The organism is Methyloferula stellata AR4 (assembly GCF_000385335.1).
Taxonomy (GTDB): Bacteria; Pseudomonadota; Alphaproteobacteria; order Rhizobiales; family Beijerinckiaceae; genus Methyloferula; species Methyloferula stellata.
In genome coordinates this window covers 2300183-2325083 of sequence record NZ_ARWA01000001.1, presented here as the reverse complement: position 1 = coordinate 2325083, position 24901 = coordinate 2300183, and the positions used below count along the sequence as shown (strand labels likewise).

Here is a 24901-nt window from a genome sequence, read left to right as displayed (position 1 = left end):
GTTTCAACCCTTCTCGGCTTGGCCTTTGGCCTGTCTTTTGCCATGAATCCTGTTGTTTTTGCACAGGCTAAGGGATTTATCGGCACCCGGGCGGCCGCGCTCGGGGAGAAAACACAAGCTGGACCGCAGGCGATCGCATCCGCCGCCGAACTCACCGACAACGGCGAAGCCGCCACCCTTACCTTTACGACGTCGGCGCCGGTCGAGGCCGCGGCCTTCGTGCTGGGCGAACCGGACCGCGTGATCGTCGATCTGCCCGCCATGGCCTTTCAGCTCCAGCTTCCGACCGGCAAGCCTGCGAAGCCGCGGGCGCGGCGCCCCTCGCCCGCCCATCTGGTCGAATCCTACCGGTTCGGCTCTTTTGCGCCTGGCCGCTCCCGCGTCGTCATCGATCTTGGCGGCCCCGCGCGCGTGGTGAAGACCGACGTCGCGAAAATCGCCGATAAGGATGGTTACCGGCTGACGATTCAGCTTGCCAAGACCGATCGCGCCAGTTTCCTCGCCGCGGCGCAGGCCGCGCGATCCGAGATGGCCGCGGCCGAACCCGCCCGTCAAACCGAGCCTCTTCCACCCACCACCGCTGCGAGCTTGCCGCGCATCGTGATCGATCCGGGGCATGGTGGCGTCGATAGCGGTGCCATGGTCGGCGGCCTGATCGAGAAGAACGTCGTGCTCGATTTCGCCAAAGAGCTCGCTGCCAAGCTGACCGCGACGGGCCATTACACCGTCGTGATGACGCGCGACGACGATACGTTCATCTCGCTCGGTGACCGGGTGAAAATGGCACGCGACGGCAGTGCGGCCCTGTTCGTCTCCGTCCATGCCGATACATTGTCGGAAGCCGACGTGACCGGCGCGACGGTCTATACTGTCTCCGACAAAGCCTCGGATGCCCAAGCCGCCCGAGTCGCCGAAAAAGAAAATCAATCCGACGCCGCAGCCGGCGTCGATGGCAAAGAGGAGGCGTCCGGCGTCTCCGATATATTGTTCGATCTGACCCGGCGTGAAACCCGCGCCTACAGCCACGTCTTCGCCCATACACTGGCAAATTATTGGAAGGTCGCGGCAAGGCTCAACAAAAACCCGGAACGGTCGGCGGGCTTCAAGGTCCTGACAGCGCCGGACGTGCCTTCGGTACTGCTTGAACTCGGCTATTTGTCGAATGAGAAAGACGCTTCGGCGTTGAATTCCCAGGATTGGCGCGAGAAGACCACAAGCCAGGTCGCCGATGCGATCGAAAACTTTTTTGCGGCACGGGGCGCTTCGGCTTCAGAGGCGGCGAGCCCGCCTGTGCTTGCCAGCAAAACCGTCGCCCCGGCACCTGCCGCCGCAACCGCGGTGCTCGCAGGCGAGATCAAACCCTTCAGCCCGCCCTCCGTCGCCGCAGCATCACATTAGGGACGTTTGCGGCCATTTACTTTTGGCCAAAGGTCTCCCATAGCGGGCACGCCCAACTATCAACACAAAGACACCCGAGGAAAGCATCCACGCGCGCTGATGAAACATCGCGGGTGCGGAGGGGGACATTTCTCTCAACTTGCGTTAGAACGCAGCATTGGGGCCGCGGCAAATCGCTGTCCCGATTCTCCGTGACGCAAGACGCCATCGTCAGCATAGTCGGATGCAAGCCGGCATCCAGCATGCCTGGAGCGGGATGCGAAAAAGTGGGTACCGGTTTTTCGCTAAAAGCCCGCTCTAATTATTGAATCGATCACGTTCATGATTTTGGATCCCCAAAATCATCGTGATCTGGTGCGCGAAACCCGCGCCGATCTTTTTGGCTAAGCGCAGCTTTGCGCATAAGTTAGGGGCCTGCTGGCATGCGGTGGATTGCCCGGTTATTCGGTTTCATTTTCGCGACGGGCGCGATCCTTTTCGTTGTTGGTGCTGGCGCTGTCGGCCTGGTCGTCTGGAAATTCCAGCAGGACCTGCCAGACTATACCCAGCTCAAGAACTACGAGCCGCCGGTCATGACGCGCGTGCATGCCGCGGACGGCTCGCTGCTCGCCGAATACGCGCGCGAGCGGCGGCTCTATCTACCAAGCTCCGCCATCCCGCCCCTGGTCAAAGAGGCGTTCATCTCAGCGGAAGACAAGAATTTCTACACGCATAATGGCGTCGATCCGGAAGGCATCGTGCGCGCCGGCCTGATCCTGATCCAAGGCGGCCGGCGTGTCCAAGGCGCGTCCACCATCACCCAGCAGGTCGCCAAGAACTTCCTTCTGACCAATGAGCGTTCGTTCGAACGCAAGATCCGCGAGGCGCTGCTCGCGTTCCGCATCGAGGCGACCTATTCGAAGGAAAAGATCCTCGAGCTTTATCTGAACGAGATCTATCTCGGGCTGGGGAACTACGGGGTGGCTGCCGCCGCGCTGAATTATTACGGCAAATCGGTGCATGAATTGACGGTGGCCGAGGTCGCTTATCTCGCCGCGCTGCCGAAGGCGCCCAATAATTATCATCCCTTCCTAAAGCGCGAGCGCGCCATCGAACGCCGTAACTGGGTCATCGACCGCATGGTCGAAAATGGCTACGTCCCGAAGGCCGACGGCGAGAAGGCCAAGTCGGAGCCGCTCGGCGTCAATCCGCGCGTGCTGTCGCCGAACACCTATGCCGCCGGATTCTTCGCCGAGGAAGTGCGCCGCGAGCTCGCCGACCGCTACGGCGAAAAGAAGCTTTACGAGGGCGGCCTTTCGGTCCGCACGACGCTTGATCCCAAAATGCAGTTCATGGCGCGGCGCGCGCTGGTCGACGGCCTCGTGCGCTACGACGAAGCGCATGGGTTCCGCGGCCCGATGCGCCATATCGACATCAGCCAGGATTGGGGTATGCAGCTCGCCGATGTCCCGGCCCTGGGCGACGTGGCACCCTGGCGGCTTGCCGTCATCCTCGATACGACCGACAGTTCGGCCAAGATCGGGCTTCAGCCGAAACGCGAGAAATCCGGCGAAGTCGGACGCGAGCGCGAGACTGGCACCCTCGCATCCGTCGGCCTCAAATGGACGCGGCGGGTCAGCGAGCGCTCGTCGCTTATCCCCGGCGACGTCGTCTATGTCGAACCGGTCGACGGTTCGAACGGTCAATATCGGCTGCGTCAAATCCCCGAAGTCGGCGGCGCCATTGTCGTGATGGACCCCTATACGGGGCGCGTCTTTGCGATGATCGGCGGATTTTCCTTCGACCAATCGGAATTCAACCGCGCGACGCAGGCCTTCCGGCAGCCGGGCTCTTCCTTCAAGCCGATCGTCTATGCGACCGCGCTCGACAATGGCTATACGCCCTCCTCGATCATCCTCGACGAGCCGATCTCGATCGACCAGGGCCCCGGCCTCGGCGTCTGGTCGCCGCAGAACTTCGAAGGCAAGTCCGGCGGTCCGCATACGCTTCGCTATGGCGTCGAGCATTCGATCAACCAGATGACTGTGCGTCTCGCGCGCGATGTCGGCATGCCGCTCATCGCCGAATATGCGAAGCGCTTCGGCATTTACGACGACCTGCCGCCCTTCCTGTCCATGTCGCTTGGCTCGGGCGAAACCACCTTGATGCGCATGACCACGGCCTATTCCATGCTCGCCAACGGCGGCAAAAGGATCAAGTCGACGCTGATCGACCGCATCCAGGACCGCTGGGGCCATACGATCTACCGGCATGACGAGCGCATCTGCCAGGGCTGCGATGCCGCGAAATGGGACAATCAGCCGGAGCCGAAGCTCATCGACAAGCGCGAACAGGTGCTCGACCCCCTGACCGCCTATCAGATCACCTCCATCATGGAAGGCGTCATTCAGCGCGGCACCGGCGTCGCCATCCGGGAAGTCGGCAAGCATCTCGCCGGCAAGACAGGCACGACCAACGAGGCCAAGGATCTCTGGTTTGTCGGCTACTCGCCCGATCTCGCGGTCGGCGTCTTCATGGGCTACGACCAGCCGCGCTCACTTGGCGACAGCGCGCAGGCCGCGCTTTATACGGCGCCGATCTTTCGCGACTTCATGAAAATGGCTTTGAAGGATAAGCCCGACGTGCCCTTCCGCGTCCCGCCGGGCATCAAGCTGATCTCCGTCGACCCCAGAACCGGACAGCGTTCGAGCGGCGCCGGCTCGATTCTCGAAGCCTTCAAGCCGGGTACGGCGCCGCCCGATTCCTATAGCTCGACGCCGCAGGTGCTTTCGAACAGCCCTGACGCCGATCGCGTCGTCGGAACAGGGACCGGCGGTCTCTACTGAGCACGATCCCAAAAAGTCGCAGACTTTTTGGAAAGAGATCATGCGTTCAAACAGACCCTTAAGAGCGCGGTCTTAATTCGGCTTGGAGCGATCATGCCCTAGGCCGGGACTGACATCTGTCACGATGAAGAAAGTCGTGGTGAAGAAAGAGGTGGCCGGCGGCAAATAGCTGAGGAGGCCACTCCTGCCACTTACACGCCGGCCCACCCTACGGACCCAGGAGATGCGGCGGACCTGAGCACTCCGTAGGGTATCTCGTCAAAACTGCCATTCGCATCGCTCTGCACGGCAGAGGTCTATCAAACTCGCGTCGGACCTTTAGAAGCTAGCGCCGCGGATTCGAAATGCAATGCGAGAATCACCGAATCGATTTCCATGCTTACTTTTTAACGTATGACTGAATTCGGCGCAGCCGGGCCTGCCGTCTGAATCCGAGTTACGCCGCGTCGGCGCAGACTTTGTTCCGGCCGCCGTCCTTCGACTTGTAAAGCGCCTTGTCGGCGCGGCGGATCAATTCCTCCGCATTCGCATCATGGCCGCGTTCGGCAAGGCCGATCGAGACCGTGATGGGAATGGCGCGTCCCTCAGGCCGAATGCCGAAGACATCCTTCTCGACCGCCTCACGGACGCGTTCTGCAATTTTCATCGCCGTCTCGATATTTGTGTCCGGCATGACGACGACGAATTCCTCGCCGCCCAGCCGGCAGAAGAGATCGACACCGCGCAGGACTTTTTTGATGCGGCCGGCAAAGCCCTTGAGAACCTGATCGCCGGCCTCATGGCCGAACGTGTCGTTCACAGCCTTGAAATGATCGATATCGAGAATCATCAGGCAAAGCGGCTGCGCCTTGTCCACGGCCTGGCAGACGAGCGTCGCGAGATGCGTGTCGAGATAGCGGCGATTGTTCAGTCCGGTCAAAGGGTCGACCACGGTCAGCTCGATCGAAGCTTGAACGTTGTCGCGCAGGTTATCCACATAGCGCTTACGCCGGATTTGCGTGCGGACGCGCGCGATCAATTCGTTGCGGTCGATCGGCCGCAACAGATAATCGTTCACGCCGAGATCGAGTCCCCTCAAGACGCGGGGACGATCTTCGGTTTCGGCGATGCAAAGCAAGGGCAATTGGCGCGTCCGCTCGAGCGAACGCAGCTGGCTGCACAGCCGCAAGGCGTCGTAATCCTGCAGGCCGAGACTGATGATGAAAAGATCATAGTCTCCCTCGACCCCGCGAAACAGCGCGGCCTGCGGATCTTTTTCGACCTCGACCTTATGAAGACCGCGCAGCGCGGTGATGACGCGGTCGGCGGAGGATTCGCGATCGTCGACAAGCAGAATGCGCGCGCCTTCGCCCTTCTCGGCCATGGCCGTCGCCAGGCTCGTCTCCATACCGAGCTGTTCAAGTGTCAGGACGCGGGAGCGCAATTCGTCCAAGACGATCTTGAGACGCGAGAGCGAGCGCACTCGGGCGATGAGCGCCATTTCATCGAGCGGCTTCGTCAGGAAATCATCGGCGCCGGCTTCGAGACCCTTCACCCGGTCGGCGGGCTGGTCGAGCGCGGTCACCATGACGACGGGAATATGCAGCGTCGCAGGATCCTGCTTCAACCTGCGGCAGACCTCCAAACCGTCGATGCCGGGCATCATGACGTCCAAAAGCACGATGTCGCAATCGCCGCGGGCACAGATGTCCAAGGCTTCCAGGCCATTTGTTGCCGTCACGACGTCGAAATATTCGGCCATGAGGCGCGCTTTGAGAAGTTTCAAATTTGGAATGACGTCATCAACAATGAGTATCCGGGCGGTCATCTTGCTCAGGCCCCAATCTTCCGTGCACGCACGCTACTGTTCAGCGAGATAATTTTTGACCGTCTCAAGAAATTTGACGACCGAAATTGGTTTTGAAAGATAAGCCTCGCAGCCGCCCTGCCGGATTTTTTCCTCATCGCCCTTCATGGCGAAAGCCGTAATGGCGATCACCGGAATGTGGCGCAAGGTTTCGTCATCCTTAATCCATTGCGTCACTTGGAGCCCGGAGACCTCCGGCAATTGAATATCCATCAGAATGAGGTTCGGCATGTGTGTCCGCGCCAATTCGACGGCCTCGACCCCGCTTCTTGTCTGCACGGTCTTGTAGCCATGCGCTTCGAGAAGATCGTTGAACAACTTCATGTTCAGCTCATTATCCTCGACGATCAGGACACTTTTCTGCATTTTCATCCAGCTCCGCGCCCGATTGGCGAATCTTCCCCATCGGCGGGAGAAACCTTACGCATAAACCAGTAGCTGAGAGAAATTGACGAAAGGCAAATTCCGCCGATGAAACACGGACGCATTTCGCCACCGGCGTCAGGCTCAGGGGGCCCGTCGCGAGAGGCGGCGGAGGCCCTGGCGATCGAGGCTTTGACCTTTCTCGCCGCGGAGCCGGAGCGCCTCGACCGATTTATGGCTCTTGGCGGGTTATCCCCAGGAAATCTGCGCGAAGCGGCCGGAAGTCCAGGATTTTTGGCCGCAGTCCTCGATCACCTCGCACAGGACGAGTCTTTGCTGCTCGCTTTCGCGGAAACAGCCGCCTGCGACCCAAAATTCATTCTTCTGGCGCGAAATCGCCTCGATCCGCCGGCGGAGGACACGTTTCCGTGAGCCAAACGCAAGGCCTTTGCCGCGATTGTCTGTCACCGCAGATTTTTGCGACTGACCGCTCAGTTCGCCGCTGCCAGGCTTGCGGTTCGCCGCGCGCGCTCGTCCATCCCGAATTGGACGAGCTTACCATCGCACATGTCGATTGCGACGCCTTTTACGCAACCGTCGAAAAGCGCGACAATCCAAGTTTGCGCGACAAGCCGCTCATCGTCGGCGGCGGCAAACGCGGCGTCGTCGCGACATGCTGCTATATTGCCCGCACCTATGGCGTGCATTCGGCCATGCCGATGTTCAAAGCGCTCGCCGCCTGCCCGCAGGCCGTGGTTGTTCCGCCCGACATGGCGAAATATGCGCGTGTCGCCCGGCAAGTCCGCGCGCTCATGCTCGAATTGACGCCGCAGGTCGAGCCAATATCGATCGACGAAGCCTTTCTCGATCTTTCCGGGACGCAAGCGCTGCATGGCGGCTCCGCGGCATTCGTTTTGTCGCGCTTCGCCACGCGCATCGAAAAAGAGCTGGGAATCACGGTTTCGATCGGCCTCAGCTATTGCAAGTTTCTCGCGAAAATCGCCTCCGATCTCGATAAGCCGCGTGGCTTTCAGCTTGTCGGGCGCGAGGAGGCCATAGCCTTTCTACGTGGCCGCCCAATCGGACTGATCTCTGGCGTCGGCAAAGTCATGCAGGAGCGCCTCGCGCGCGAGGGATTTGTCCGCTTCGGCGATCTGCAAAGCCAAAAGGAAGAAGATCTCTTGCGGCGCTATGGTCCGGAGGGACAGCGCCTTCATCGCCTGGCACAGGGCATCGACCGGCGCAAGGTCACGCCCGAGCGGGACACGAAAAGCATTTCCGCCGAGACGACCTTCGACACGGATATCAGCCGCGCCGAGGATTTGCTTCCGGTCCTGCACCGGCTCAGCGAAAAAGTCGCTGTGCGGTTGCGGCGATCCGCGCTTGCGACGCGCGGCCTCTCGCTGAAACTGAAGAGCGCGGATTTCAAGACACGCACCCGCGCAAGATCGGGCTTCGCTGCGACCCAGCTTTCGAACCGATTGTTTACGGCCGCGCGCGACCTCCTGCTGCGGGAATTGGACGGCACGCGCTTTCGTCTGATCGGCATCGCCGCGCATGATCTGTGTCCGGCCGAAGAGGCCGATCAAGGCGATCTCGTCGATACGGGCCTCGCGCGCGAAAAGGCGACGGAAGCGGCGATCGATGCCTTGCGGGACAAGTTCGGCCCGGGCGCCGTGGTCAAAGGCATTTCGCTTCGGCCACGCACGCGACGATAGAACTGCAAATGTTCAATTGAAACCATTTGGGCGCATCATACGCGGACTCGATCTACGGCTATCAGGTTTAGCACGCGAGCGATGGAATTTGCGGCCCCACTCCCAGCGCGTCATGCCCGTGCTTGTCACGGGCATCCACGCGGAGACGCTGCATCATCCTTGAAATTGTGCTCGCAATGTTTCGGCGTGGATGGCCGGGTCAAGCCCGGCCATGACGCGATTGGAAGTTTGCGGCTTCGCGACCGCCTCACTTGCTGCAGGTTTGCTGCGGCAGCAGTTCGAGGCTGGTCATTTCGCCGCCGAGGATGAAGTCGCCGTAATCGAGTTTTAACGCGCGGGAGATGCCGTTTTCGTAGAGATCGAAGGACAGGATATAATTCGGGCCTTCGTCCTTTTTGCCGACTTCGAAATAGCTGATCGACACCGGCCAGCGCTTCATGTTTTCGAGCGCCGGAATATGGGCGGCCTGTTCCACCACGGGCGCCAGGATCGGATGTCCGATGATGGTCGTGGTTTCATAAAGCTTGTCGCCCGTCTCGGACCCGTCATAGACGGTCAATTCGAGAATGTTGCGGCCCTCTTCGGCCGCATCGAGAATGCGGCGCAGATGTTCGGTCGGAAATACGACGTCGGTATCGAGATTGAGCTTGCCCGGCTTCGGTTTGGACAAAGCGATGGAGAGCGCGCCGTCGCCGGCCTTCGTGGCCTTGCCGTCGATAATGTCGTTTTGCGCATTATCGACATTGGTCTGCATGTCGAAGGCGAAATTCTTGCCGTCACCATCTTCGAATGTCGCCGACCGCATGTCGGAGACGCGCGTCGGTCCTTCCGCCGGCTGCAACTCGGTCAATTGCCGGAAGTTCTGCACATAGCCGTCGCAGGCCGAGCCGGAAAAATCGAAAGCGATGCGGCCCCGCGCGGCGGTCGGACTTTTGTTGCCGGTGGATTTCAAAAGCGTCAGCTCGTAGACGGCGCGATGCGCGGCGAGCGGCATGGTCGGATTGGTCTTCACGCTCGTGGTGCCGCCTTCGGGAGCAGGCCCTGCCGGCGGATTGGCCCTGAGTTCCGTAAGCGGCAATGAAGACAGGATAGCAGCCGTCAAAATGCCCGCTCCAGCCAAAAGAAATGTCCGATTTCGCATAGGGCTCCCTTTATCCTTCTGTTACGAAGGCCATGCCGGGTTGGAATGGCAAAATTACGGGCAATGGCGCCGCCAGACGCGGACCCGGATTTTTTGTTGCGTTGCGATTGAAGCAGAACACGCGTTTGAAATCAAACCATTAGCGCCAAAGCAAAGCCCGAAGTCGGGGCAAGGCACGGAAAGATTTGAGTAAATATATCCCAAATCTTTTTGAGTCGCAGGCATTGGTTTGGTTAACCGTTCGTCCGCGGCGCCTGTCTTGTCCGCCTGTCTTGCACCTTTCACGCCGATCGCGCATGTCTCCGCCGCAATGGAAGCCAGGAGTTTGGGATGAGCGAAGTCGAAAAGAAATTGCAGGCGCTGGGCATCAGCCTTCCGACGCCAGCTGCGCCGGTGGCCAATTACGTGGCCTATGTCGTCACCGGATCGCTTCTCGTCATCTCCGGCCAGGTGGCCTTCGGAGCCGACGGCAAGATCCCACCCGCCCATGCCGGCAAGATCGGCGCCGCGGTCTCGGCCGAAGCGGGCATAGCAGCGGCGCGGCAATGCGCGATCAATATTCTGGCGCAAGCCAAGGCGGCCGTGGGCGATCTCGACAAAATCGTCCGCTGCGTCCGGCTTGGCGGTTTCATCAATGTCGCGCCGGGATTTTCGGCCATTGCGCCGATCATGAACGGCGCCTCGGATCTGATCGTCGAAGTTTTGGGCGATAAGGGACGCCATGCCCGCTCGACGATCGGCGTCGCCGAGTTGCCGCTCGATTCCGCCGTCGAAGTCGAAGCCATGTTCGAAATCAGCCCGTCTTGAAGTCGCAGTCACCAAATGCGCCGGATTGGCTGACGGCGCGCCCTATCGCGCATCGCGGCCTTCACGACAGCACAAAAGGCCGCGTCGAAAATTCGATCGCGGCGGCTGAGGCCGCGATCGCGCAAAATTATGCGATCGAATGCGACGTGCAAATCAGCAAGGATGGCGAAGCCGTCGTCTTTCATGATTTCAGCCTCGAGCGGCTGACCATGGCGCAGGGCAATGTCGATCATTTCTCCGCCGAAGAGCTGCAAAAGATCGCCTATAGAGACGGAGCCGGCGCACCTCCGCCACTGACATCCTTCCTCGCGGCGATCGCCGGGCGGACGCCTCTGATCATCGAGATCAAGAGCCGGTTCGATGGCGATCACCGGCTTGCCGCCCGCACCGTTGCGGCAGTTGCCGGCTATACCGGGCCGGTCGCGCTTAAAAGTTTCGACATTGATGTTCTGCGTGTGGTCCGCAAGGCCGCCGTCGCTTGCCCCGTCGGCTTTATCGGCGAAGCGCATTACGAGCATGAAGACTGGACTCCTTTGTCGGATGCGACAAAGGCGGTTCTGACCGATTTCTCCTTCTACCCTGAGATTCAGCCGGATTTTTTGTCCTGGTCCGCGCGCGATCTGCCACATGCCGTGCCGCGCCTGTGCCGCGACGGCATCGGCATGCCCGTCATGGCTTGGACCATACGCTCGCCCGAGGAGCGCACGCGTGTATCGCCCTTCGCCGATCAGATCGTCTTCGAAGGGTTCGCAGCCTGATCGTTTTCGCCTTATTATCGTTGTAGCGATTCCCGGCGCTCTTAGGGGCCGACGTAGCGGATGGCTTTGCCGTTTCCGCTATCGATCATGACGCCCTTGGCGAGCGGGATGGTGCTTGCGGAAGACCGCCCCGATCTCAGCTCAACGGAGGATTTCCATCCCCTCGTGCCATTTGGATGCGCGGGATCGACCGCGTCCAATGCGATCTTTTGGCTAGGCTTCACGCGAACGTCTTGAAGCGGGCTGAAATCGTCGCGATCATGAGACGCTTTCCGCGTTCCCGTAAAGATTCTGATGCCGGATTTTGTCATGACGGCATCGCCGTAACGCAAGGTCGCGTCATGCATCAGATCCGTCGGCGTCTGCCGGGCGATCTTTTCGTCGGCCGGCGCTTTCGCATGATGCGGCCTGTGCGGGCCAGAATGGCGATAAGACCCCCAGCCGCCATAACGCGGGGATTGTCCGTAATAATAAGGCTGAGGCTGGGGCTGCTGCGTGCCGAAAAAATCGAAAAAGCCGGCGGCCGGAAGAGTCATGCTGACAACGGCGGCAATGGCCACGGCCGTCCCCAGGATGCGTGAGGTGCAATCCATTTCATGTCCCAGCGCTTTAAACAGTTCAATAAATGGAATGCGATTTGGTTCAAAATAATCGTCGTTTAGTTCGCCTAATGAAGCTTTTGGCAGACGTAATAGACAAGGCCATCATCGCGATCGTCCGCGCCCTCTTTTAAGGTGCGCCCGTCGTCTCCCACGACTTCGACGAGCGATAGGCCCACGGCCTCGATCTGCCGTGTCTGCGTCGCACGGTCCGTATAGTAGAAAACACCTTGAAAGCCGTGAACGACATCGTTCAAAAGCGCATAATCCTCTTCGCGATGCTCGAAGGCCTTCATCTTGTGATGATTTATACAATCTCGGACGAAACGCGCTGAGGTCAATGGCCAGCGGATCGTCGAACCGGAGAATTCGAGCCGGGGCGGACAGCCTGCCTTCTTGTAGCGGCGGTTATGGAAAGAAAAAACGAAAAGCCCTTGCGGCGCCAGCAGCGTCACGCAATCGACGAGCGCCTGCAGCCGCGCCTCATGCGTCAGCACGTCGAGGACGCCGCTGGTTGCCAGGATGAAATCGAATTGGCGCGGCGCGAGCTTCGCCAGATCGCGCATATCGAGTTCAGAGATATCGGCGGTAGGCCAGGTTTTGCGGCACAGCGCCAGCATCGGCGGCGAGACATCGGTGCCAAGATAGCTCGCGGTGAAAGGCAGAAAATAGCGTGTCGTGCGTCCCGAGCCGACGCCTATGTCGAGAACGCTTTTGCCGGCGAAAGCCTCGCGGTGACGGATCATTATGATCGCTTCCGCGGCGGCCAGCGGCTCTCCGGCGTACCAGTTCGCGAGCTTCGGCCTGAAGAAGATCCGCGTATTGTGATCGATCAGATTGAAACCCGGATGTTCCATGATGAAACGCCTCGTCGCTTTTTTGCGCTTCCGGCAGCAAGATTGGAGCGCATCGCGGCCGAACTAAGCCGTGTTTCATTTCAAGATCACAAATATCATACCCATATGATGCCAGCCGTGAGCGCGGCAGTTTTAGCCGCGGACCCATCCCATGCAGGCCCACCCTCGAAAAAGTTCAAGCCGGGCATGCCCGGCTTGAACGATCAAAATCATCGTGCGAAATCATCGCGACCGAGACGGGCTCAGTCTTTCGCGTTGAGACAGGCCATTTCAGCTTCGGTCGTCTTCGGGTCCTTGTCTTCGCGCTTCATCGGACGGCCGGGTCCGACCGCATCCGTCGAGCGCGCCCGGATATAGGTGTAGATGTCGTTCAGGTAGCACATCACGTTCTTATTCTCGCCGAAGGCCGGCATGACGTTTTCGTTCGCAGTATTCACGTTCTGCCTGCCACCGACGACAATGCCATAGAACTCCTGATAGCCGATCGTCTTCAACGAGTCCTTCAGAGCCGGCGCGTAGCTCGACCCTTCGGCATTCGGGCCATGGCAGACATGGCATTCGGAATGGTAACGGCGGAAGCCGGAATAGGTCGGCCAATCGACAGTCCCGTCCGCCTGCACATTGTAGGTGGGATCACCCTTGACGTCGAAATATTTGTCGCCTTCGTGCTTGACGGCCTTCGGATCGGCCGGCCCCTCAGCGGCGACGGCAGCGCCCGCGGCGCCAAGAAGAACAAAAGCGCAGACGCTCGCCAACATGGTGATTTTCACGATAACTCCCCCCGAGAAAGGCTATAGCCTGTTTATCCGGGCCTTATAGGCAAGTCAGCCGGACGTTTCAATTCGGTGACATTCACAAATTTCAAAAAAACGAAAGTAATTTCGTCGCGCCTGCCAAAACTAACCAAGACAAGGGAAATTTCTGCCGAGAGCCGGATTTTCCGGGCTCTTTCACGTTACACACGACGTAAATCCTCGGTATCTGGAGTTCCTTATGCTGAAAACTCGTGTGTTCTTCTCAATTCTTGCCTTTACCTCGCTGGCCGGCCCGGCGATGGCGCAAGAGGAAGCCTTCTTCGGCTGGCCTTCGGCGATCGTGTTTCAGCCCTATCACCCATGGCGGGACAGCGCGATCTGGTTTCCTGCCCCGCGCGGGCCGATCCCGGTTCACGTCAGAGTTTACTCCACCCCGATGCAGCCTCCTTATTATAATGTCCCGCCTTATATCGTCCTCGATCCGTAAGCGGGACGAAACAGCGAGATATTATGTCGCAGGACCAATGGAGCGCGGTCGACCGCTATATCACCGACCTTCTCGTCCCGCAGGATGAGGCGCTCAAGGCCGCGCTCGCTTCGAGCGCGGCGGCTGGTCTGCCAGCGATCAATGTCGCCCCGAACCAAGGCAAGCTTCTCCATCTGTTGGCACAGACGGCCGGAGCCCGGCGGATCCTCGAAATCGGAACGCTCGGCGGCTATTCGACAATCTGGCTTGCCCGGGCGCTGCCGCCGGACGGACGGCTTATCTCGCTCGAGGCCGACCCGAAACATGCCGAAGTCGCAAGAGGCAATATAGCGGCGGCGGGCCTCTCAGGCGTGGTCGATATCCGTCTCGGCAAAGCCCTCGAAAGCTTGGCGCGCATCGAAGCGGAAAAGCTGCCGCCCTTCGACTTCATTTTCATCGATGCGGATAAGGCGGGCCTGCCGGATTATTTCGCCTTCGCGCTCAAACTGGCGCGGCAAGGCACCTTGATTATCGCCGATAATGTCGTGCGCGAAGGCGGGGTCATCGACAGCAATAATGCGGATCCGAATATCAAGGGCGTGCGCCGCATGAACGAGTTGATCGCGGCCGAGCCGCGCGTCTCGGCCACGGCCGTGCAGACGGTCGGCGTCAAGGGCTATGACGGCTTCGCGCTTATCCGCGTGATCGCATAATCCCGAAAGTTGCGGACTTTTCGCATCGGATTATGCGTCTTTGAAAATCAGAACATGGATTGCGCCGGGACTCTCGGTCTCGATCCATGATCGGCTTTATCCCAGCGGGTCCCGAACAGCGTGTCGCAAATCCCCGGACTGCCGAAACCGTCGCTGAAGCTGACATTGCTGCGCCGGTGATGTTCGCCATGCGCGTGGCTTGTAATGGCGGCTGCGATCCATCCGCCAAGCCGCGGCCTTTGCGCGAAAAAGCGCGTCTTTCGCAAGGGCACCGCGAAATCATAGCCGGAATGTTCGTAAAGCCCCCCGAACGCCCCGGCGCCCGCGACAAAGCAATGAAAGAAGACATCGCCGCCGCCGCCGCCGATCAGGACGAGCGGAACGAGATATGGCAAGACGATTTCGAGAAAGAAATCCGCGGCACTCATGTAACAGGCGGTGATCGCCTGGCTCGCGCCCGTCCCGTGATGAATGCCGTGCCCAAACATCCGGCCAATTCCTGGCCGGTGCAGGATATGGCGATGGGCGATATATTGAACGATATCGTGACTAATTCCCATGAGGACGAGGTCCAGCAGGAACTGCCAGGCAGGGAGATGGGTGACGCCGGTGAAGGCGAGCCCCGCCCATTGCACCAGCATCATGGCGGGCAGAAGCACGAAGACCTGATTAACGAGGACGCGCGGCAAAGCCGCCCGATAGCTCAACCGCCCCACGTTGCGCACTTTGGCGCCGGAGAGCCGGCCGGTCCGGTCGCACCATTCGAAGGCGAAACCGATCCCGTGAAAAACGGCCATCTGAACCGCCCAGGCCAGGACGGAAAGGGGAAGCCACCCCAGCAGGATCCCGTCAGACATATGTGTCCTTCATTGCTTTGACGATCAGCCAGCCGCGACCGCGTGGATCGGACAAATGCCCCGAAAGGCTATACCGAAATCAGGCCATCGGATCGTCGAAATTTCAAGACGGGGAATAGCAGAATATCCCAAGCCGTACCGATGAGTTCTGACTCAAAAAACGTCGAATGTAAATAATAATTACCTCGCAACCCCTTGGCTTTTCGCATGGTATCGGCGTGGGCTCATGGGCTTCCTCGCGATGATACGATCAAACGAGCCTCCTCCCCCTCAGCGCCTCCAAGCGATCAAGGCTTCGCGAGCACGGGCGGATTCTCATGCCCCGGCATCGGAGCAAAAAAGAAAAACTTATAGTCGCCGGGGACGGCTTGAAGATGTCGGGACTTTAGCATTAATCCACGCGTCTCGGCACGCATTGGCCGCCAGCCCTGGAGACTCGCATGTCCGAGCGCACGCAAGAAAAACAGTTGATCGCCACCGAGACCGCCAAAATGCTGATCGAGGTGAAGGCGATCCTGTTCAATGCCGAGACGCCGTTTATTTTCACCTCCGGCTGGGCCAGCCCGGTCTATACGGATATGCGCAAGATCATCTCCTATCCGCGCCTGCGCAACAGGATGATCGATTTCGCGGTCACGACGATCGAGCACGAGATCGGCTACGAAAGCCTCGAGGTCATCGCCGGCGGCGAGACGGCCGGCATCCCTTACGCAGCGTGGCTCGCCGACCGGCTGATGCTGCCGATGCAATATATCCGCAAGAAGCCGAAGGGCTTCGGCCGCAACGCCCAGATCGAGGGCGATATTCACGAAGGCAAGCGCGCGCTGCTCGTCGAGGACCTCGCGACAGACGGCCGCAGCAAGGTGAATTTTTGCAATGCGCTGCGCGACGCCGGACAGACCTGCGACCACGCTTTGGTGTTTTTCTTCTACGATATTTTTCCGCATGCCCAGCAGATCCTCGCGGACCTGGGACTCACGCTGCATTACCTCGTCACCTGGTGGGACGTGCTGGCTGTGGCCCGGGCGCATCAGTATTTCGAAACTTCGACCTTGGACGCGGTCGAAGCCTTTCTCCATGCGCCGGCCGAATGGTCGGCCGCCCATGGGGGCATCGCGGAGTTCAAGAGCGCCGGCTAGGCCGGAGCCGAAAGATCCCGGGCTTTGTTACCTTCTTGCAACAAGTCTGCCCATCAATTGACGCAATGGGGAACTCAAATCCCCTAAAGCACGGAAGCGCCGTGTTGCACTTATTTCGAAGCAGATCGCGACCCGACTCAAAACCGTTTTCGAATCGCGCGATGGGCTCAAGAATAATTGCGAGGGCCTTATGCAATTACCTTTGTTTTTTCACGGATTGACCGGAGCCTCGCCGCTTCGGCCCGCACTCCAAGCGGCAATCGTCGCGGCAGCCGCCGTCGCCGGTTATGTGACGTTTCTGCCGCTGACTCAGACGTCCGGTCCGGCGCATCTCACTGTGGCCGAGGCGGAGCAACCGCAATGGGCGGGCCATATCGAGGAGCCTGGCATGGACGCCCCGCCGCCTGCGGCGCGGGTGACCTCGGCATCCTATGTCGTTCCCGAAGCGGGCACGCTCGACAACGCATCGAAGAAAAACGGCCTGGCGAGCGCCGTCATTCCGAAAATCCCCGGCAAGCCGGTCCTGCCGCCGCGCCGCCCGGCATCCACCGAAGAGGCTGCCAAGACGGCGGCACCCGTGGCGGCTTCCCTCGCAACGCCTGCTCCCGGCGCGCTTATACCGCCCGCGCCGATTCCCGTCGCAGTGGCCGCATCCGAAGTGCCAGCGAAACCCGCCGCGCGGAATATGTTTTCACCCGTGACGGATCGTCTGCCCACAACGGGAACCCTGCTCAAACCATTCCGTGTCGTCGGCGACGCCTTCCACAACCTCATCAAGTTCTGACGATAACTCGATGATATTTTTAACATGATCCCGAAAAGTCGCGGACTTTCCGGGATCATGCGTGGAGACCGATTTGAACTTTATTCTCATCCGGAAAAGTCAGGGCTTTGTCCGGACCTAGGCTGAGCGCCGCCATCGGCGGCGGCTCGAGCAATCAGACCATCAAAAGATGATCGATCTTGGAATAGGGTACGACATAGGTGCGCGACCCATCCGTCCATGAGATGGCATAGTCGCCAATCACGATTTCCTGATCCATGACGGCATTGCCCGCGATCGTCTGGATGCCGCCCGCCGTCGTCGTCATCTTGAAATCCCGATGGGCGTTTTTGGCTTTCGCCAACAGGTTTTCGATCAAGGTTTTCATCACGGCTGCTTCGGTCGGGTCACTCATTGTTGCCTCTCGTCTCCAAATTTCACTTCCTTTGCGCCTTGCGCAAAGACCGCCCTGACGGGCGAGCAATTTCGGGGCCGCTGCCGGGCGGATGTTTCCGACCGTGAGCGCCAGCCCTTTCTTTAAAGAGAAATCGGCCCGAAAGCGAGTTTGAAGAGAGCGGTCGCGGTCAGTGGGTCCGCACCCGCCGGAGGAAATGCTGCCGGTCGCTCGACGTGACCCCCACGTCGAAGACATCGCCTTCGCGATCGAGCGTCAAAGGCACGTCGACGCCGGCCAGCCCCAAAGCCCAAATGGCGCGAAAGAAGCCGGCCAGAGTTTCAACCGGCCGGCCAGCGACTGCCAGCACGATGTCGCCTTCGCGCAGGCCGGCGCGCTGCGCCGGTCCACGGCTGGCGCAGCCGACGATGACGATGGTCTCCTGGGTTTCGGCCGCATAAATCCCAAGCCAGGGCCGCGGCGGCCGATCAGCCGATCCCATCCTGCAAAGATCGTCAAGGATCGGCGGCAGCAGATCGATCGGGACGATCATATTGAGAGGTACGACCTGGGAACCGTGGATTTGTTGAGGAACCTGCAAGGAACCGATGCCGATCAGGTCGCCTTCGGCCCCGATCACTGCCGTCCCACCCCAATTCGGATGGGCTGGTGCCGTAAAGACCGCTTCATCGAGGACATATTCCCAATAGCCGGCGAACTCCCGTCGCGCGACGACATGTGCTGCGACGGAGTGCTTGCGTCCGCCTGCCCCGCCGATCACGACCCGGGCGCCGACGACGGCCTGTTGCGAACAGCCGATGGCCATCACCGGAATATCGAGCGGACCCAGAGCCTGCACGAGGCCAAAGCCGGTCGGCTGATCATAGCCGAGAACATGGCCCGGCACGACACGGCCGCTATTGGTGGTCAGCCAGATCTCCTCGGCTTCCGTAACAAGATAACCAATCGTGAGGATGAGACCGTCCTCGCGAATCAAGACGCCATTTCCGGCCCGCTCTGTACCGAGCGATTCAGCCGTAAAGGCGCCGTGCGCTATTCGCGCGCCGACGCGCACGACCGATTCCAGGGCATGATCGAGATCATACCGGTAATGACCGGGTTGCGGCTGCTCCGCTTCCGGGACTTCCCAACCCTCGCCGTCGGCGGTCATTGAAACCCTCAAATGTCATCGGAGAAAACGAACGCCCGGCGCAGCGACGGAATCGGTTTTTCTCAGGAGCCCGTCGCCATCGGCTTTTAAAGATATGTAGGGATCCGAAACCCGCGCCCACCAAATGAGGTAGTATCTCAGACGAATTTGGCGAGGTGGCTCATTAAAAAATAGAAAACTTGCACAGGGCATGCGCAAGCCGAGCCTTCCGGCTACGCTGCACCTTTTTGGTTTAACAGCTTAGACGGATTTGAAAAAGCCGCTGCGCTAAAGTCGTTTGTGAAGCGGTATTGTGCGGCGCCTAAGTAGTGAAGCGTAAGGTCATATCCGCCTGATGCCTGCGCTCATCGCGGAGGTTACGATGGCCGTACGAGTTGGCGTCCGCCGCGGCGCGAGCCAAGACTTCCCGCCGGCACGGTAGCATGTTAGCAGGCGAAGCCATTTAGAGGCGAAGCCATGGGCGCACGCCGCCTGCCCCATGGATCTGCGGAGAGACCAAAGCAAGGTGCATGATGTCGCGATCATCGGCGGCGGCCATAATGGCCTCGTCTGCGCCGCCTATCTCGCGGGCGCCGGGCTGAAGGTTGTCGTTCTGGAACGCCGTCACGTCGCAGGCGGCGCCGCGGTAACGGAAGAATTTCATCCAGGCTTCCGCAATTCCGTCGCGGCCTACACGGTCTCGCTTCTCAACCCGAAGATCATCCGCGATCTCGACCTGGCCGCCCATGGCTTGCGGATCGTCGAACGCAAACTGTCGAATTTTCTGCCGCTCGACGATGGCCGCTATCTGAAGGTCGGAGCCAGCCGCACCCGCGCCGAAATCGCGAAATTCTCGGAGAAAGATGCCGATCGCTTCGAGGCCTACGAGACGGAGCTCGGCATAGCCGCCGATTTTCTGCGCCGGACGATCCTCGAAACGCCGCCCAATGTCATCGAAGGTCATCCGCTCGCCGCACTGCCCGAGTTGATCAAGAGCGGCAAGCTCGGATGGCGTCTGAGCAAGCTCGGTCTCGAAACCCGGCGGCAATTGCTGGCACTCTTCACGCAATCGGCGGGAGATTATCTCGACCAGTGGTTCGAAAGCGCACCCATCAAAGCGGTGCTGGGTTTCGACGGGATCGTCGGCAATTATGCGAGCCCCTATACGCCGGGCTCAGCCTATGTGCTGCTGCATCATTGCTTCGGCGAGATCAACGGCCGCAAGGGCCTTTGGGGCCATGCGATCGGCGGGATGGGCGCGATCACGCAGGCCATGGCGAAAGCTGGGATGGCGCGGGGCGTAGACATCCGCCTTTCAACGCCCGTGAAGGAAGTCATCGTCGAGAAGGGCCGAACCACAGGGGTCGTCACGGAGACGGGCGAACGTATCTATGCCCGTGCGGTGGTCTCGAACCTGAACCCGAAGCTTCTCTATCAGCACTTGATCGATCAGGCCGCATTGCCGGATGATTTTCGCAAGCGTATCGCCGCCTACCGCTGCGGCTCCGGCACATTCCGGATGAATGTCGCGCTATCCGAATTGCCGGATTTCACCGCCCTGCCCGGCCGCGATCAGGCCGAACATCACAGCGCCGGCATCATCATCGCGCCGAGTCTTGCGTATATGGAGCAGGCCTATTTCGACGCGCGGACCCATGGCTGGTCGAAGCAGCCGATCGTCGAGATGGTGATTTCATCCACGCTCGACGATACGCTCGCACCCAGGGGCCAGCATGTCGCGAGCCTTTTCTGCCAGCATGTGGCGCCAAGCCTGCCCGACGGCGCCTCCTGGGACGCGCATCGCGACACGGTCGCCGATCTGATGATCGCGACGGTCGACGCCCATGCGCCGAATTTCAAGCGCTCGATTCTCGGGCGGCAGATCATGAGCCCGCTCGATCTTGAGCGGACCTTTGGTCTCGTGGGCGGCGATATTTTTCATGGCGCGCTCGACTTGGGCCAGATGTTTTCGGCGCGTCCGCTGCTCGGCCATGCCGATTACCGCGGCCCCGTTCCCGGCCTCTATATGTGCGGCTCAGGCACGCATCCGGGCGGCGGCGTCACCGGCGCGCCGGGTCATAACGCGGCGCGCGAGATTTTGCGGGATTTCAAACGGCGCAAGCTGACTTAACCCGAAAGCCTCCGGCACTACCTCCAGCTGTAATATTGCCGACATGGAATTGAGTCAGCTTCGCGCCATCCTATCTCAAGCGGTTCGGATCGCGGCTTGGCCTGCCAAGACGGCATTCACTCCGCTTCCCTGAACAATGATGAAAATACCGCAAACCGTCGTGCGATCCGCACGGTATTCACGCGGCTGCGCGAATGTGTATTTTGGAGATGAAAACATGAATGGCGAGCAGCATCCAAAAGATATTTCAAAGGGATTGCGCCATTGCGTTGCAAGCACGATGGGTATGGCGCTGAGCGTTTGCATCGGCCTGACGGCGGCTTCGGCTCAATCGGTCAATTTCGAAGGCCAGACCTATATCAATAAGGGTCTCGTCGGCGTCGTCCGTGTTCCCTCAAATGCCATAGACAAATTTGGCGACACGCTGGGCGGATTTGGCTCCGGCATGGCGATGGACATCGAGGCTTGGCATAAGAAGGGCGACGGATCTTACGGCGGCACGCTCTACATGCTGCCGGATCGCGGCTGGAACACCCAAGGCACTGTCGATTTTCACGGCCGGCTGCACAAGTTCCAGGTTACTTTGACGCCCTTCACCGGCGCGTCGACCACAACTCAAAATCAGCTCGTACTCGATTACAAAGACTCATTTGAATTCAGCAAGCCATTCGGAGCCAAGACCACCGGCCTTGACCCTACGGGCGTTTTCGCGCGGACCCGGTTTTTCCCGGAACTTCCGATGTCGAATAAGGAGATTCCCGTCGATGATGAGGCGGTCGTCTTTCCCGGCGACGGAACGGTCTGGGTCAGCGATGAATATGGCCCCTATGTTTATCATTACACCCTTGAAGGGAAACTGCTCGAAGCCATTCGGCCGCCGGACGCCTTCATCCCGATGCGCAAGGATTCGACTGGCGCCACTGTTGACAATTTCTCGGCCGACAGCCCACCGGTTGGCGTGACCTATAATCCCGATCCCGGCAACCCGGTCTCAGGACGCCAGAACAATCAAGGCTTCGAGGGTCTCGCTATGAGCCCCGACCGCAAGAAACTTTATGTTCTGCTGCAAAGCGCCCTGATCCAGGACCTCGATCCGGCTAATATCAAGACCACCCGCCGCAATACGCGCATGCTCGTTTACGATCTCGAGCATCGTGAACCCTTCGTCGTCGGCAAGCCGAAGCTCGTCGCCGAATATGTCGTGCAACTGCCCCTCTACCAGGATCAGACCACGAGCAAGACGAAATTGCTGACCGCTGCCCAGAGCGAACTCTTCGCCCTGAACGACCATCAATTCCTAGTGCTTGCCCGCGACAGCAGCGCCGGTTTCACCACATCAAACCCCGCCTCGGTCTATCGCCACATCGATCTGATCGACATCTCGCACGCGACCAATATCGCCAATACCTCCTACGATAATACTGGCGGCTCAGTTGCGCCGCTCGGCGTGTTGAATAGCGCGATCACCCCGGTTGCTTATCAGAGCTTCCTGGACATCAACGACAATTCGCAATTGAACCGCTTCAATCTGCACAATGGCGCGCCGAACGATTCCAACGATCTCTATGAAAAGTGGGAGAGCATCAGCGTCGTGCCCGTCCACGACCCAAAAGCACCCAACGATTATTTCCTGTTCGTTGGTAGCGACAATGACTTCATCACCCAGAACGGACATATGGCTGGCACGGCCTATGCCGATGCGTCGGGCGCCAATGTTGACACGCTTGTGCTGGTCTATCGCGTCGCCCTGCCGAGCTATGTTGCGCCGCGGCCAACATTCATTTCTGAACTGATCGATCTTCTCCTCAGCAACCGTTAAAGGCGCTGCTCAGGCAATCTAACGAAGGAGAGCCGCAATAATGCAGCTCTCCTTTTTATTTTCACCATCAAGAACGGAGATCAGTCGTTCGCGACGGTTTCCGTGTTGAAGACCGTGCCTTCGAGCGCGTCGAACACGATGAGACTGTCGACGCTTTCGTGGGCGACGTCCAAGGAGTTGATCACCAGCTCCATCGAAGCCGGGCTCAGGGGCGTTGCAATATGTTCCTTGATCGCATCCTCGCATTCGCCCAGCAATTCGGAAATTTTCTTCAAGGTTTCGCCGAGCGGCACCGGCAATTCGCGCCGGCCCTCGGCGGCCCGGATGATGTTATCGTTCAGCTTTTCCAATTCCGTCTTCAGGCTCAGAATCGACTTTGTGCTCGCTTCGTCCAGATCGGCCATCTTGCATCTCCAACTCGAAAATCCTGCCGCTTACCGGCGTTTCGGGATTGGCTATAAATCAAGCCTGCACATGTGTCGAATGACTTTGGCACTGGCAGTTTAGGAGCGCCGCGATCAGGCCGCGTCCTCGGCGTCGATGAAGCCGCCCGACTGGCGATGCCAGAGCTGCGCATAAAGCCCGTTGCGGGCCAGAAGCTGGGCATGGCTGCCGGTCTCGATGATCCGGCCCTCCTGCATAACGACGAGCCGGTCCATCCGCGCGATGGTCGAGAGCCTGTGCGCTATGGCGATCACGGTCTTGCCTTCCATCAGGCTCGAAAGGCTTTCCTGGATCGCGGCTTCGACTTCGCTGTCGAGCGCCGAGGTCGCCTCGTCGAGGACGAGGATCGGCGCATTTTTCAAGATCACGCGCGCGATCGCGATGCGCTGGCGCTGGCCGCCCGACAATTTGACGCCGCGCTCGCCGACCTGAGCCTGGTAGCCCGCTCGGCCTTCCCAATCCTCGAGATCCAAGATGAAATCATGCGCCTGGGCGCGTTTGGCCGCCATGACGATCTCGTCGCCGCTGGCGAGCGGCCGTCCATAGGCGATATTGTCGCCGATCGAGCGATGCAACAGCGACGTATCCTGCGTCACGACGGAAATCGCGGCGCGCAGGCTCTCTTGCGTCGCTTCGGCTATATTCTGACCGTCGATCAGAATGCGGCCGCCTTCGATCTCATGAAAGCGCAGGAGAAGATTGACGAGCGTCGTCTTGCCGGCACCGGAGGGTCCGACGAGACCGATCTTCTCACCCGCCTTGATGGTGAGATTCAGATCGTCGAGCAGGCCGCGCTCGCGGCCATAGCCGAAGGTGACATGCTCGAAGCGGATCTCGCCGCGTCCGACTTTGAGCGTACCCGCTTCCGATTGATCGGCGAGCAAAAGCGGTCTGGCAATGGTGAGCATGCCTTCTTGCACCGCGCCTATATGCTCGAAGACGCCCGTCACTTGCACCGCCACGGAATTGGCGATCGATGCGATCTGCCAAGTGAGCGGAATCGTCATGGCGATGACGCCGACATCGACCGCGCCTTGCCGCCATAAGATCAGAGCGAGGCTCGTGGTTGCTGCGAGCAAGACGGCATTCAGAACCGACAGCGAGGTCGAAAACAAAGTCGTCAGCCGCAACTGTCTGCGGAAGGCGGAGGTATGCGCATCGACCGAACGGCGGACGTAATCGTCTTCGCGTTCGAGCTTGCCGAAGAGTTTGAGCGTCAGAATATTCGTATAGCTGTCGACGATGCGGCCGACGATCGTCGACTTAGCTTCCGACAAGCGCTTCGATTGATCGCGCAGCCGCGGCACGAAGATCCGCAGCAGGCTTAGATAAAGGCCAAACCAGGCGACGATCGGCAAAGACAGCCGCCAATCGGCCGCAGCCAGCATGGAAAGCGCAAGCAGGCCATAGACGAGAATGCCCCAGACGGCGGTGATCGAGACCACCACGCTTTCGCGCAGCGCCGGCCCCGTATCCATGACGCGCGCGGCGATGCGTCCGGCAAAATCGTTCTGGAAGAAGGGCCAGCTTTGCCGCACGACATGGCGATGGCTCTGCCAGCGGATAAGATTGGTGACATTGGCCACGATCGCCTGATTGGCGACAAGCCCCTGCGCCATCACCGCCAGGGGCCGCAGGATCACGACGGCGAGGCCAAATGCGAGGAAGGGTTCGGCAGCCTCGAAAAAGGCGTCGCGCGGCGTCGCGATCACGAGCCGCACGATGCGTCCGACAAACCACGGGATCGCCGCGTCGAGCGCGGCAACCGTTAGCCCCACCCCGAAGAGAAGCAGGAAGGGCACCCGGCTTTGGCGGATGAAATGCCAATAAAACGCCAGCAGGCCCGACGGCGGCTCTTCGAGCCTTCGGTCGTGTGTCGGGGCGATGATGGATTCAAAGAAGTGGAACATATTCGGTCGACGAGCCTATGCTCCTCCTTTGTGGCAGAGAGCGGGTGA

The 24901-nt window shown here is 59.8% G+C and carries 23 protein-coding genes; 12 read left to right on the top strand and 11 right to left on the bottom strand.

Features of this window, described 5'->3' with window-relative positions; all coding sequences use genetic code 11:
- The first annotated feature begins 42 nt into the window (after positions 1–42).
- Together A3OQ_RS0111365 and A3OQ_RS0111360 are read left to right on the top strand one after the other, a co-directional pair.
- Positions 43–1398 (top strand): N-acetylmuramoyl-L-alanine amidase, encoded by a 1356-nt coding sequence (locus tag A3OQ_RS0111365; RefSeq protein ID WP_152428410.1) that lies wholly within the window; start codon positions 43–45, stop codon positions 1396–1398.
- Between the two features lie 422 nt (positions 1399–1820).
- Positions 1821–4223, top strand: a complete 2403-nt coding sequence (locus A3OQ_RS0111360; RefSeq protein WP_020175515.1) for a penicillin-binding protein 1A — start codon at positions 1821–1823, stop codon at positions 4221–4223.
- Positions 4224–4659: 436 nt separating this feature from the next.
- On the opposite strand, the gene A3OQ_RS0111355 is transcribed toward A3OQ_RS0111360, so the two are convergent.
- Together A3OQ_RS0111355 and A3OQ_RS0111350 are read right to left on the bottom strand one after the other, a co-directional pair.
- The gene (locus A3OQ_RS0111355) at positions 4660–6030 is read right to left on the bottom strand and encodes a PleD family two-component system response regulator (protein WP_020674452.1); all 1371 of its coding nucleotides are present in this window, start codon (positions 6028–6030) and stop codon (positions 4660–4662) included.
- A 33-nt stretch (positions 6031–6063) separates the two neighbouring features.
- Positions 6064–6435 carry a response regulator gene (locus tag A3OQ_RS0111350; RefSeq protein ID WP_026595733.1) on the bottom strand — a complete coding sequence of 124 codons (372 nt, stop codon included), beginning with the start codon at positions 6433–6435 and terminating at the stop codon, positions 6064–6066.
- A 105-nt stretch (positions 6436–6540) separates the two neighbouring features.
- Between A3OQ_RS0111350 and A3OQ_RS0111345 the strand changes: the two genes are divergently transcribed.
- The gene (locus A3OQ_RS0111345; protein WP_020175511.1) at positions 6541–6864 is read left to right on the top strand and encodes a DUF3572 domain-containing protein; all 324 of its coding nucleotides are present in this window, start codon (positions 6541–6543) and stop codon (positions 6862–6864) included.
- The gene (locus tag A3OQ_RS0111340) at positions 6861–8150 is read left to right on the top strand and encodes a DNA polymerase IV (RefSeq protein ID WP_020175510.1); all 1290 of its coding nucleotides are present in this window, start codon (positions 6861–6863) and stop codon (positions 8148–8150) included. The genes A3OQ_RS0111345 and A3OQ_RS0111340 overlap by 4 nt, the downstream gene beginning before the upstream one ends.
- 247 nt (positions 8151–8397) lie before the next feature.
- Here A3OQ_RS0111340 and A3OQ_RS0111335 read toward each other — a convergent pair whose 3' ends face one another.
- Positions 8398–9291, bottom strand: a complete 894-nt coding sequence (locus tag A3OQ_RS0111335) for a cell envelope integrity EipB family protein (RefSeq protein ID WP_020175509.1) — start codon at positions 9289–9291, stop codon at positions 8398–8400.
- A gap of 330 nt (positions 9292–9621) precedes the next feature.
- On the opposite strand from A3OQ_RS0111335, the gene A3OQ_RS0111330 reads away from it, so the two are divergent.
- Both A3OQ_RS0111330 and A3OQ_RS0111325 read left to right on the top strand, forming a co-directional pair.
- Entirely contained in the window at positions 9622–10098 is a 477-nt protein-coding gene (locus tag A3OQ_RS0111330) for a RidA family protein (RefSeq protein WP_020175508.1), read from the top strand.
- Positions 10095–10856 (top strand): glycerophosphodiester phosphodiesterase family protein, encoded by a 762-nt coding sequence (locus A3OQ_RS0111325; protein WP_020175507.1) that lies wholly within the window; start codon positions 10095–10097, stop codon positions 10854–10856. The genes A3OQ_RS0111330 and A3OQ_RS0111325 overlap by 4 nt, the downstream gene beginning before the upstream one ends.
- A gap of 41 nt (positions 10857–10897) precedes the next feature.
- Here A3OQ_RS0111325 and A3OQ_RS0111320 read toward each other — a convergent pair whose 3' ends face one another.
- From A3OQ_RS0111320 to A3OQ_RS0111310, 3 genes are all read right to left on the bottom strand, one after another.
- Positions 10898–11449, bottom strand: coding sequence for a hypothetical protein (locus tag A3OQ_RS0111320; RefSeq protein WP_020175506.1), 552 nt, complete (start codon positions 11447–11449; stop codon positions 10898–10900).
- A 74-nt stretch (positions 11450–11523) separates the two neighbouring features.
- Positions 11524–12312 (bottom strand): class I SAM-dependent DNA methyltransferase, encoded by a 789-nt coding sequence (locus tag A3OQ_RS0111315; protein ID WP_020175505.1) that lies wholly within the window; start codon positions 12310–12312, stop codon positions 11524–11526.
- 242 nt (positions 12313–12554) lie between these two features.
- Positions 12555–13070, bottom strand: coding sequence for a c-type cytochrome, methanol metabolism-related (locus A3OQ_RS0111310; protein WP_020175504.1), 516 nt, complete (start codon positions 13068–13070; stop codon positions 12555–12557).
- A 235-nt stretch (positions 13071–13305) separates the two neighbouring features.
- Between A3OQ_RS0111310 and A3OQ_RS0111305 the strand changes: the two genes are divergently transcribed.
- Together A3OQ_RS0111305 and A3OQ_RS0111300 are read left to right on the top strand one after the other, a co-directional pair.
- Positions 13306–13554: a hypothetical protein gene (locus A3OQ_RS0111305; protein ID WP_152428409.1), complete on the top strand. Its 249-nt coding sequence runs from the start codon at positions 13306–13308 to the stop codon at positions 13552–13554.
- 23 nt (positions 13555–13577) lie between these two features.
- Positions 13578–14246 (top strand): O-methyltransferase, encoded by a 669-nt coding sequence (locus A3OQ_RS0111300; RefSeq protein ID WP_020175502.1) that lies wholly within the window; start codon positions 13578–13580, stop codon positions 14244–14246.
- 47 nt (positions 14247–14293) lie between these two features.
- Here the strand turns inward: A3OQ_RS0111300 and A3OQ_RS0111295 are convergent, their stop codons facing one another.
- A complete protein-coding gene (locus A3OQ_RS0111295; RefSeq protein ID WP_020175501.1) occupies positions 14294–15103 on the bottom strand; it encodes a sterol desaturase family protein in 810 nt (269 codons plus the stop codon).
- A gap of 440 nt (positions 15104–15543) precedes the next feature.
- Between A3OQ_RS0111295 and A3OQ_RS0111290 the strand changes: the two genes are divergently transcribed.
- Positions 15544–16242 (top strand): orotate phosphoribosyltransferase, encoded by a 699-nt coding sequence (locus A3OQ_RS0111290; protein ID WP_020175500.1) that lies wholly within the window; start codon positions 15544–15546, stop codon positions 16240–16242.
- Between the two features lie 190 nt (positions 16243–16432).
- A complete protein-coding gene (locus A3OQ_RS0111285; RefSeq protein WP_026595731.1) occupies positions 16433–17026 on the top strand; it encodes a hypothetical protein in 594 nt (197 codons plus the stop codon).
- A 154-nt stretch (positions 17027–17180) separates the two neighbouring features.
- Here the strand turns inward: A3OQ_RS0111285 and A3OQ_RS0111275 are convergent, their stop codons facing one another.
- Positions 17181–17420 (bottom strand): hypothetical protein, encoded by a 240-nt coding sequence (locus tag A3OQ_RS0111275; protein WP_020175498.1) that lies wholly within the window; start codon positions 17418–17420, stop codon positions 17181–17183.
- Between the two features lie 169 nt (positions 17421–17589).
- A complete protein-coding gene (locus tag A3OQ_RS0111270; protein WP_020175497.1) occupies positions 17590–18570 on the bottom strand; it encodes a S1C family serine protease in 981 nt (326 codons plus the stop codon).
- A gap of 478 nt (positions 18571–19048) precedes the next feature.
- On the opposite strand from A3OQ_RS0111270, the gene A3OQ_RS0111265 reads away from it, so the two are divergent.
- Complete coding sequence (locus A3OQ_RS0111265; protein WP_020175496.1) at positions 19049–20680, top strand: phytoene desaturase family protein; 1632 nt, start codon at positions 19049–19051, stop codon at positions 20678–20680.
- A 217-nt stretch (positions 20681–20897) separates the two neighbouring features.
- Positions 20898–22499 (top strand): esterase-like activity of phytase family protein, encoded by a 1602-nt coding sequence (locus A3OQ_RS0111255; protein ID WP_020175495.1) that lies wholly within the window; start codon positions 20898–20900, stop codon positions 22497–22499.
- An 80-nt stretch (positions 22500–22579) separates the two neighbouring features.
- Here the strand turns inward: A3OQ_RS0111255 and A3OQ_RS0111250 are convergent, their stop codons facing one another.
- Both A3OQ_RS0111250 and A3OQ_RS0111245 read right to left on the bottom strand, forming a co-directional pair.
- On the bottom strand, positions 22580–22903 hold the full coding sequence (locus tag A3OQ_RS0111250) for a hypothetical protein (protein ID WP_020175494.1): 324 nt from the start codon (positions 22901–22903) through the stop codon (positions 22580–22582).
- Between the two features lie 114 nt (positions 22904–23017).
- Positions 23018–24853 carry an ABC transporter ATP-binding protein gene (locus A3OQ_RS0111245; protein WP_020175493.1) on the bottom strand — a complete coding sequence of 612 codons (1836 nt, stop codon included), beginning with the start codon at positions 24851–24853 and terminating at the stop codon, positions 23018–23020.
- Between the last annotated feature and the right edge of the window lie 48 nt (positions 24854–24901).

Excerpts from the sequence above, each read along its gene's own strand:
- A3OQ_RS0111255 (WP_020175495.1), top strand. The coding sequence starts at position 20,898 with ATGAATGGCGAGCAGCATCCAAAAGATATTTCAAAGGGATTGCGCCAT.
- A3OQ_RS0111350 (WP_026595733.1), bottom strand. The coding sequence starts at position 6,435 with ATGCAGAAAAGTGTCCTGATCGTCGAGGATAATGAGCTGAACATGAAG.
- A3OQ_RS0111315 (WP_020175505.1), bottom strand. The coding sequence starts at position 12,312 with ATGGAACATCCGGGTTTCAATCTGATCGATCACAATACGCGGATCTTC.
- A3OQ_RS0111310 (WP_020175504.1), bottom strand. The coding sequence starts at position 13,070 with ATGTTGGCGAGCGTCTGCGCTTTTGTTCTTCTTGGCGCCGCGGGCGCT.
- A3OQ_RS0111285 (WP_026595731.1), top strand. The coding sequence starts at position 16,433 with ATGCAATTACCTTTGTTTTTTCACGGATTGACCGGAGCCTCGCCGCTT.
- A3OQ_RS0111295 (WP_020175501.1), bottom strand. The coding sequence starts at position 15,103 with ATGTCTGACGGGATCCTGCTGGGGTGGCTTCCCCTTTCCGTCCTGGCC.
- A3OQ_RS0111355 (WP_020674452.1), bottom strand. The coding sequence starts at position 6,030 with ATGACCGCCCGGATACTCATTGTTGATGACGTCATTCCAAATTTGAAA.
- A3OQ_RS0111335 (WP_020175509.1), bottom strand. The coding sequence starts at position 9,291 with ATGCGAAATCGGACATTTCTTTTGGCTGGAGCGGGCATTTTGACGGCT.
- A3OQ_RS0111345 (WP_020175511.1), top strand. The coding sequence starts at position 6,541 with ATGAAACACGGACGCATTTCGCCACCGGCGTCAGGCTCAGGGGGCCCG.
- A3OQ_RS0111290 (WP_020175500.1), top strand. The coding sequence starts at position 15,544 with ATGTCCGAGCGCACGCAAGAAAAACAGTTGATCGCCACCGAGACCGCC.
- A3OQ_RS0111320 (WP_020175506.1), bottom strand. The coding sequence starts at position 11,449 with ATGGATTGCACCTCACGCATCCTGGGGACGGCCGTGGCCATTGCCGCC.
- A3OQ_RS0111265 (WP_020175496.1), top strand. The coding sequence starts at position 19,049 with ATGGATCTGCGGAGAGACCAAAGCAAGGTGCATGATGTCGCGATCATC.
- A3OQ_RS0111270 (WP_020175497.1), bottom strand. The coding sequence starts at position 18,570 with ATGACCGCCGACGGCGAGGGTTGGGAAGTCCCGGAAGCGGAGCAGCCG.
- A3OQ_RS0111305 (WP_152428409.1), top strand. The coding sequence starts at position 13,306 with ATGCTGAAAACTCGTGTGTTCTTCTCAATTCTTGCCTTTACCTCGCTG.
- A3OQ_RS0111365 (WP_152428410.1), top strand. The coding sequence starts at position 43 with ATGAATCCTGTTGTTTTTGCACAGGCTAAGGGATTTATCGGCACCCGG.
- A3OQ_RS0111330 (WP_020175508.1), top strand. The coding sequence starts at position 9,622 with ATGAGCGAAGTCGAAAAGAAATTGCAGGCGCTGGGCATCAGCCTTCCG.
- A3OQ_RS0111275 (WP_020175498.1), bottom strand. The coding sequence starts at position 17,420 with ATGAGTGACCCGACCGAAGCAGCCGTGATGAAAACCTTGATCGAAAAC.
- A3OQ_RS0111250 (WP_020175494.1), bottom strand. The coding sequence starts at position 22,903 with ATGGCCGATCTGGACGAAGCGAGCACAAAGTCGATTCTGAGCCTGAAG.
- A3OQ_RS0111245 (WP_020175493.1), bottom strand. The coding sequence starts at position 24,853 with ATGTTCCACTTCTTTGAATCCATCATCGCCCCGACACACGACCGAAGG.
- A3OQ_RS0111300 (WP_020175502.1), top strand. The coding sequence starts at position 13,578 with ATGTCGCAGGACCAATGGAGCGCGGTCGACCGCTATATCACCGACCTT.
- A3OQ_RS0111360 (WP_020175515.1), top strand. The coding sequence starts at position 1,821 with ATGCGGTGGATTGCCCGGTTATTCGGTTTCATTTTCGCGACGGGCGCG.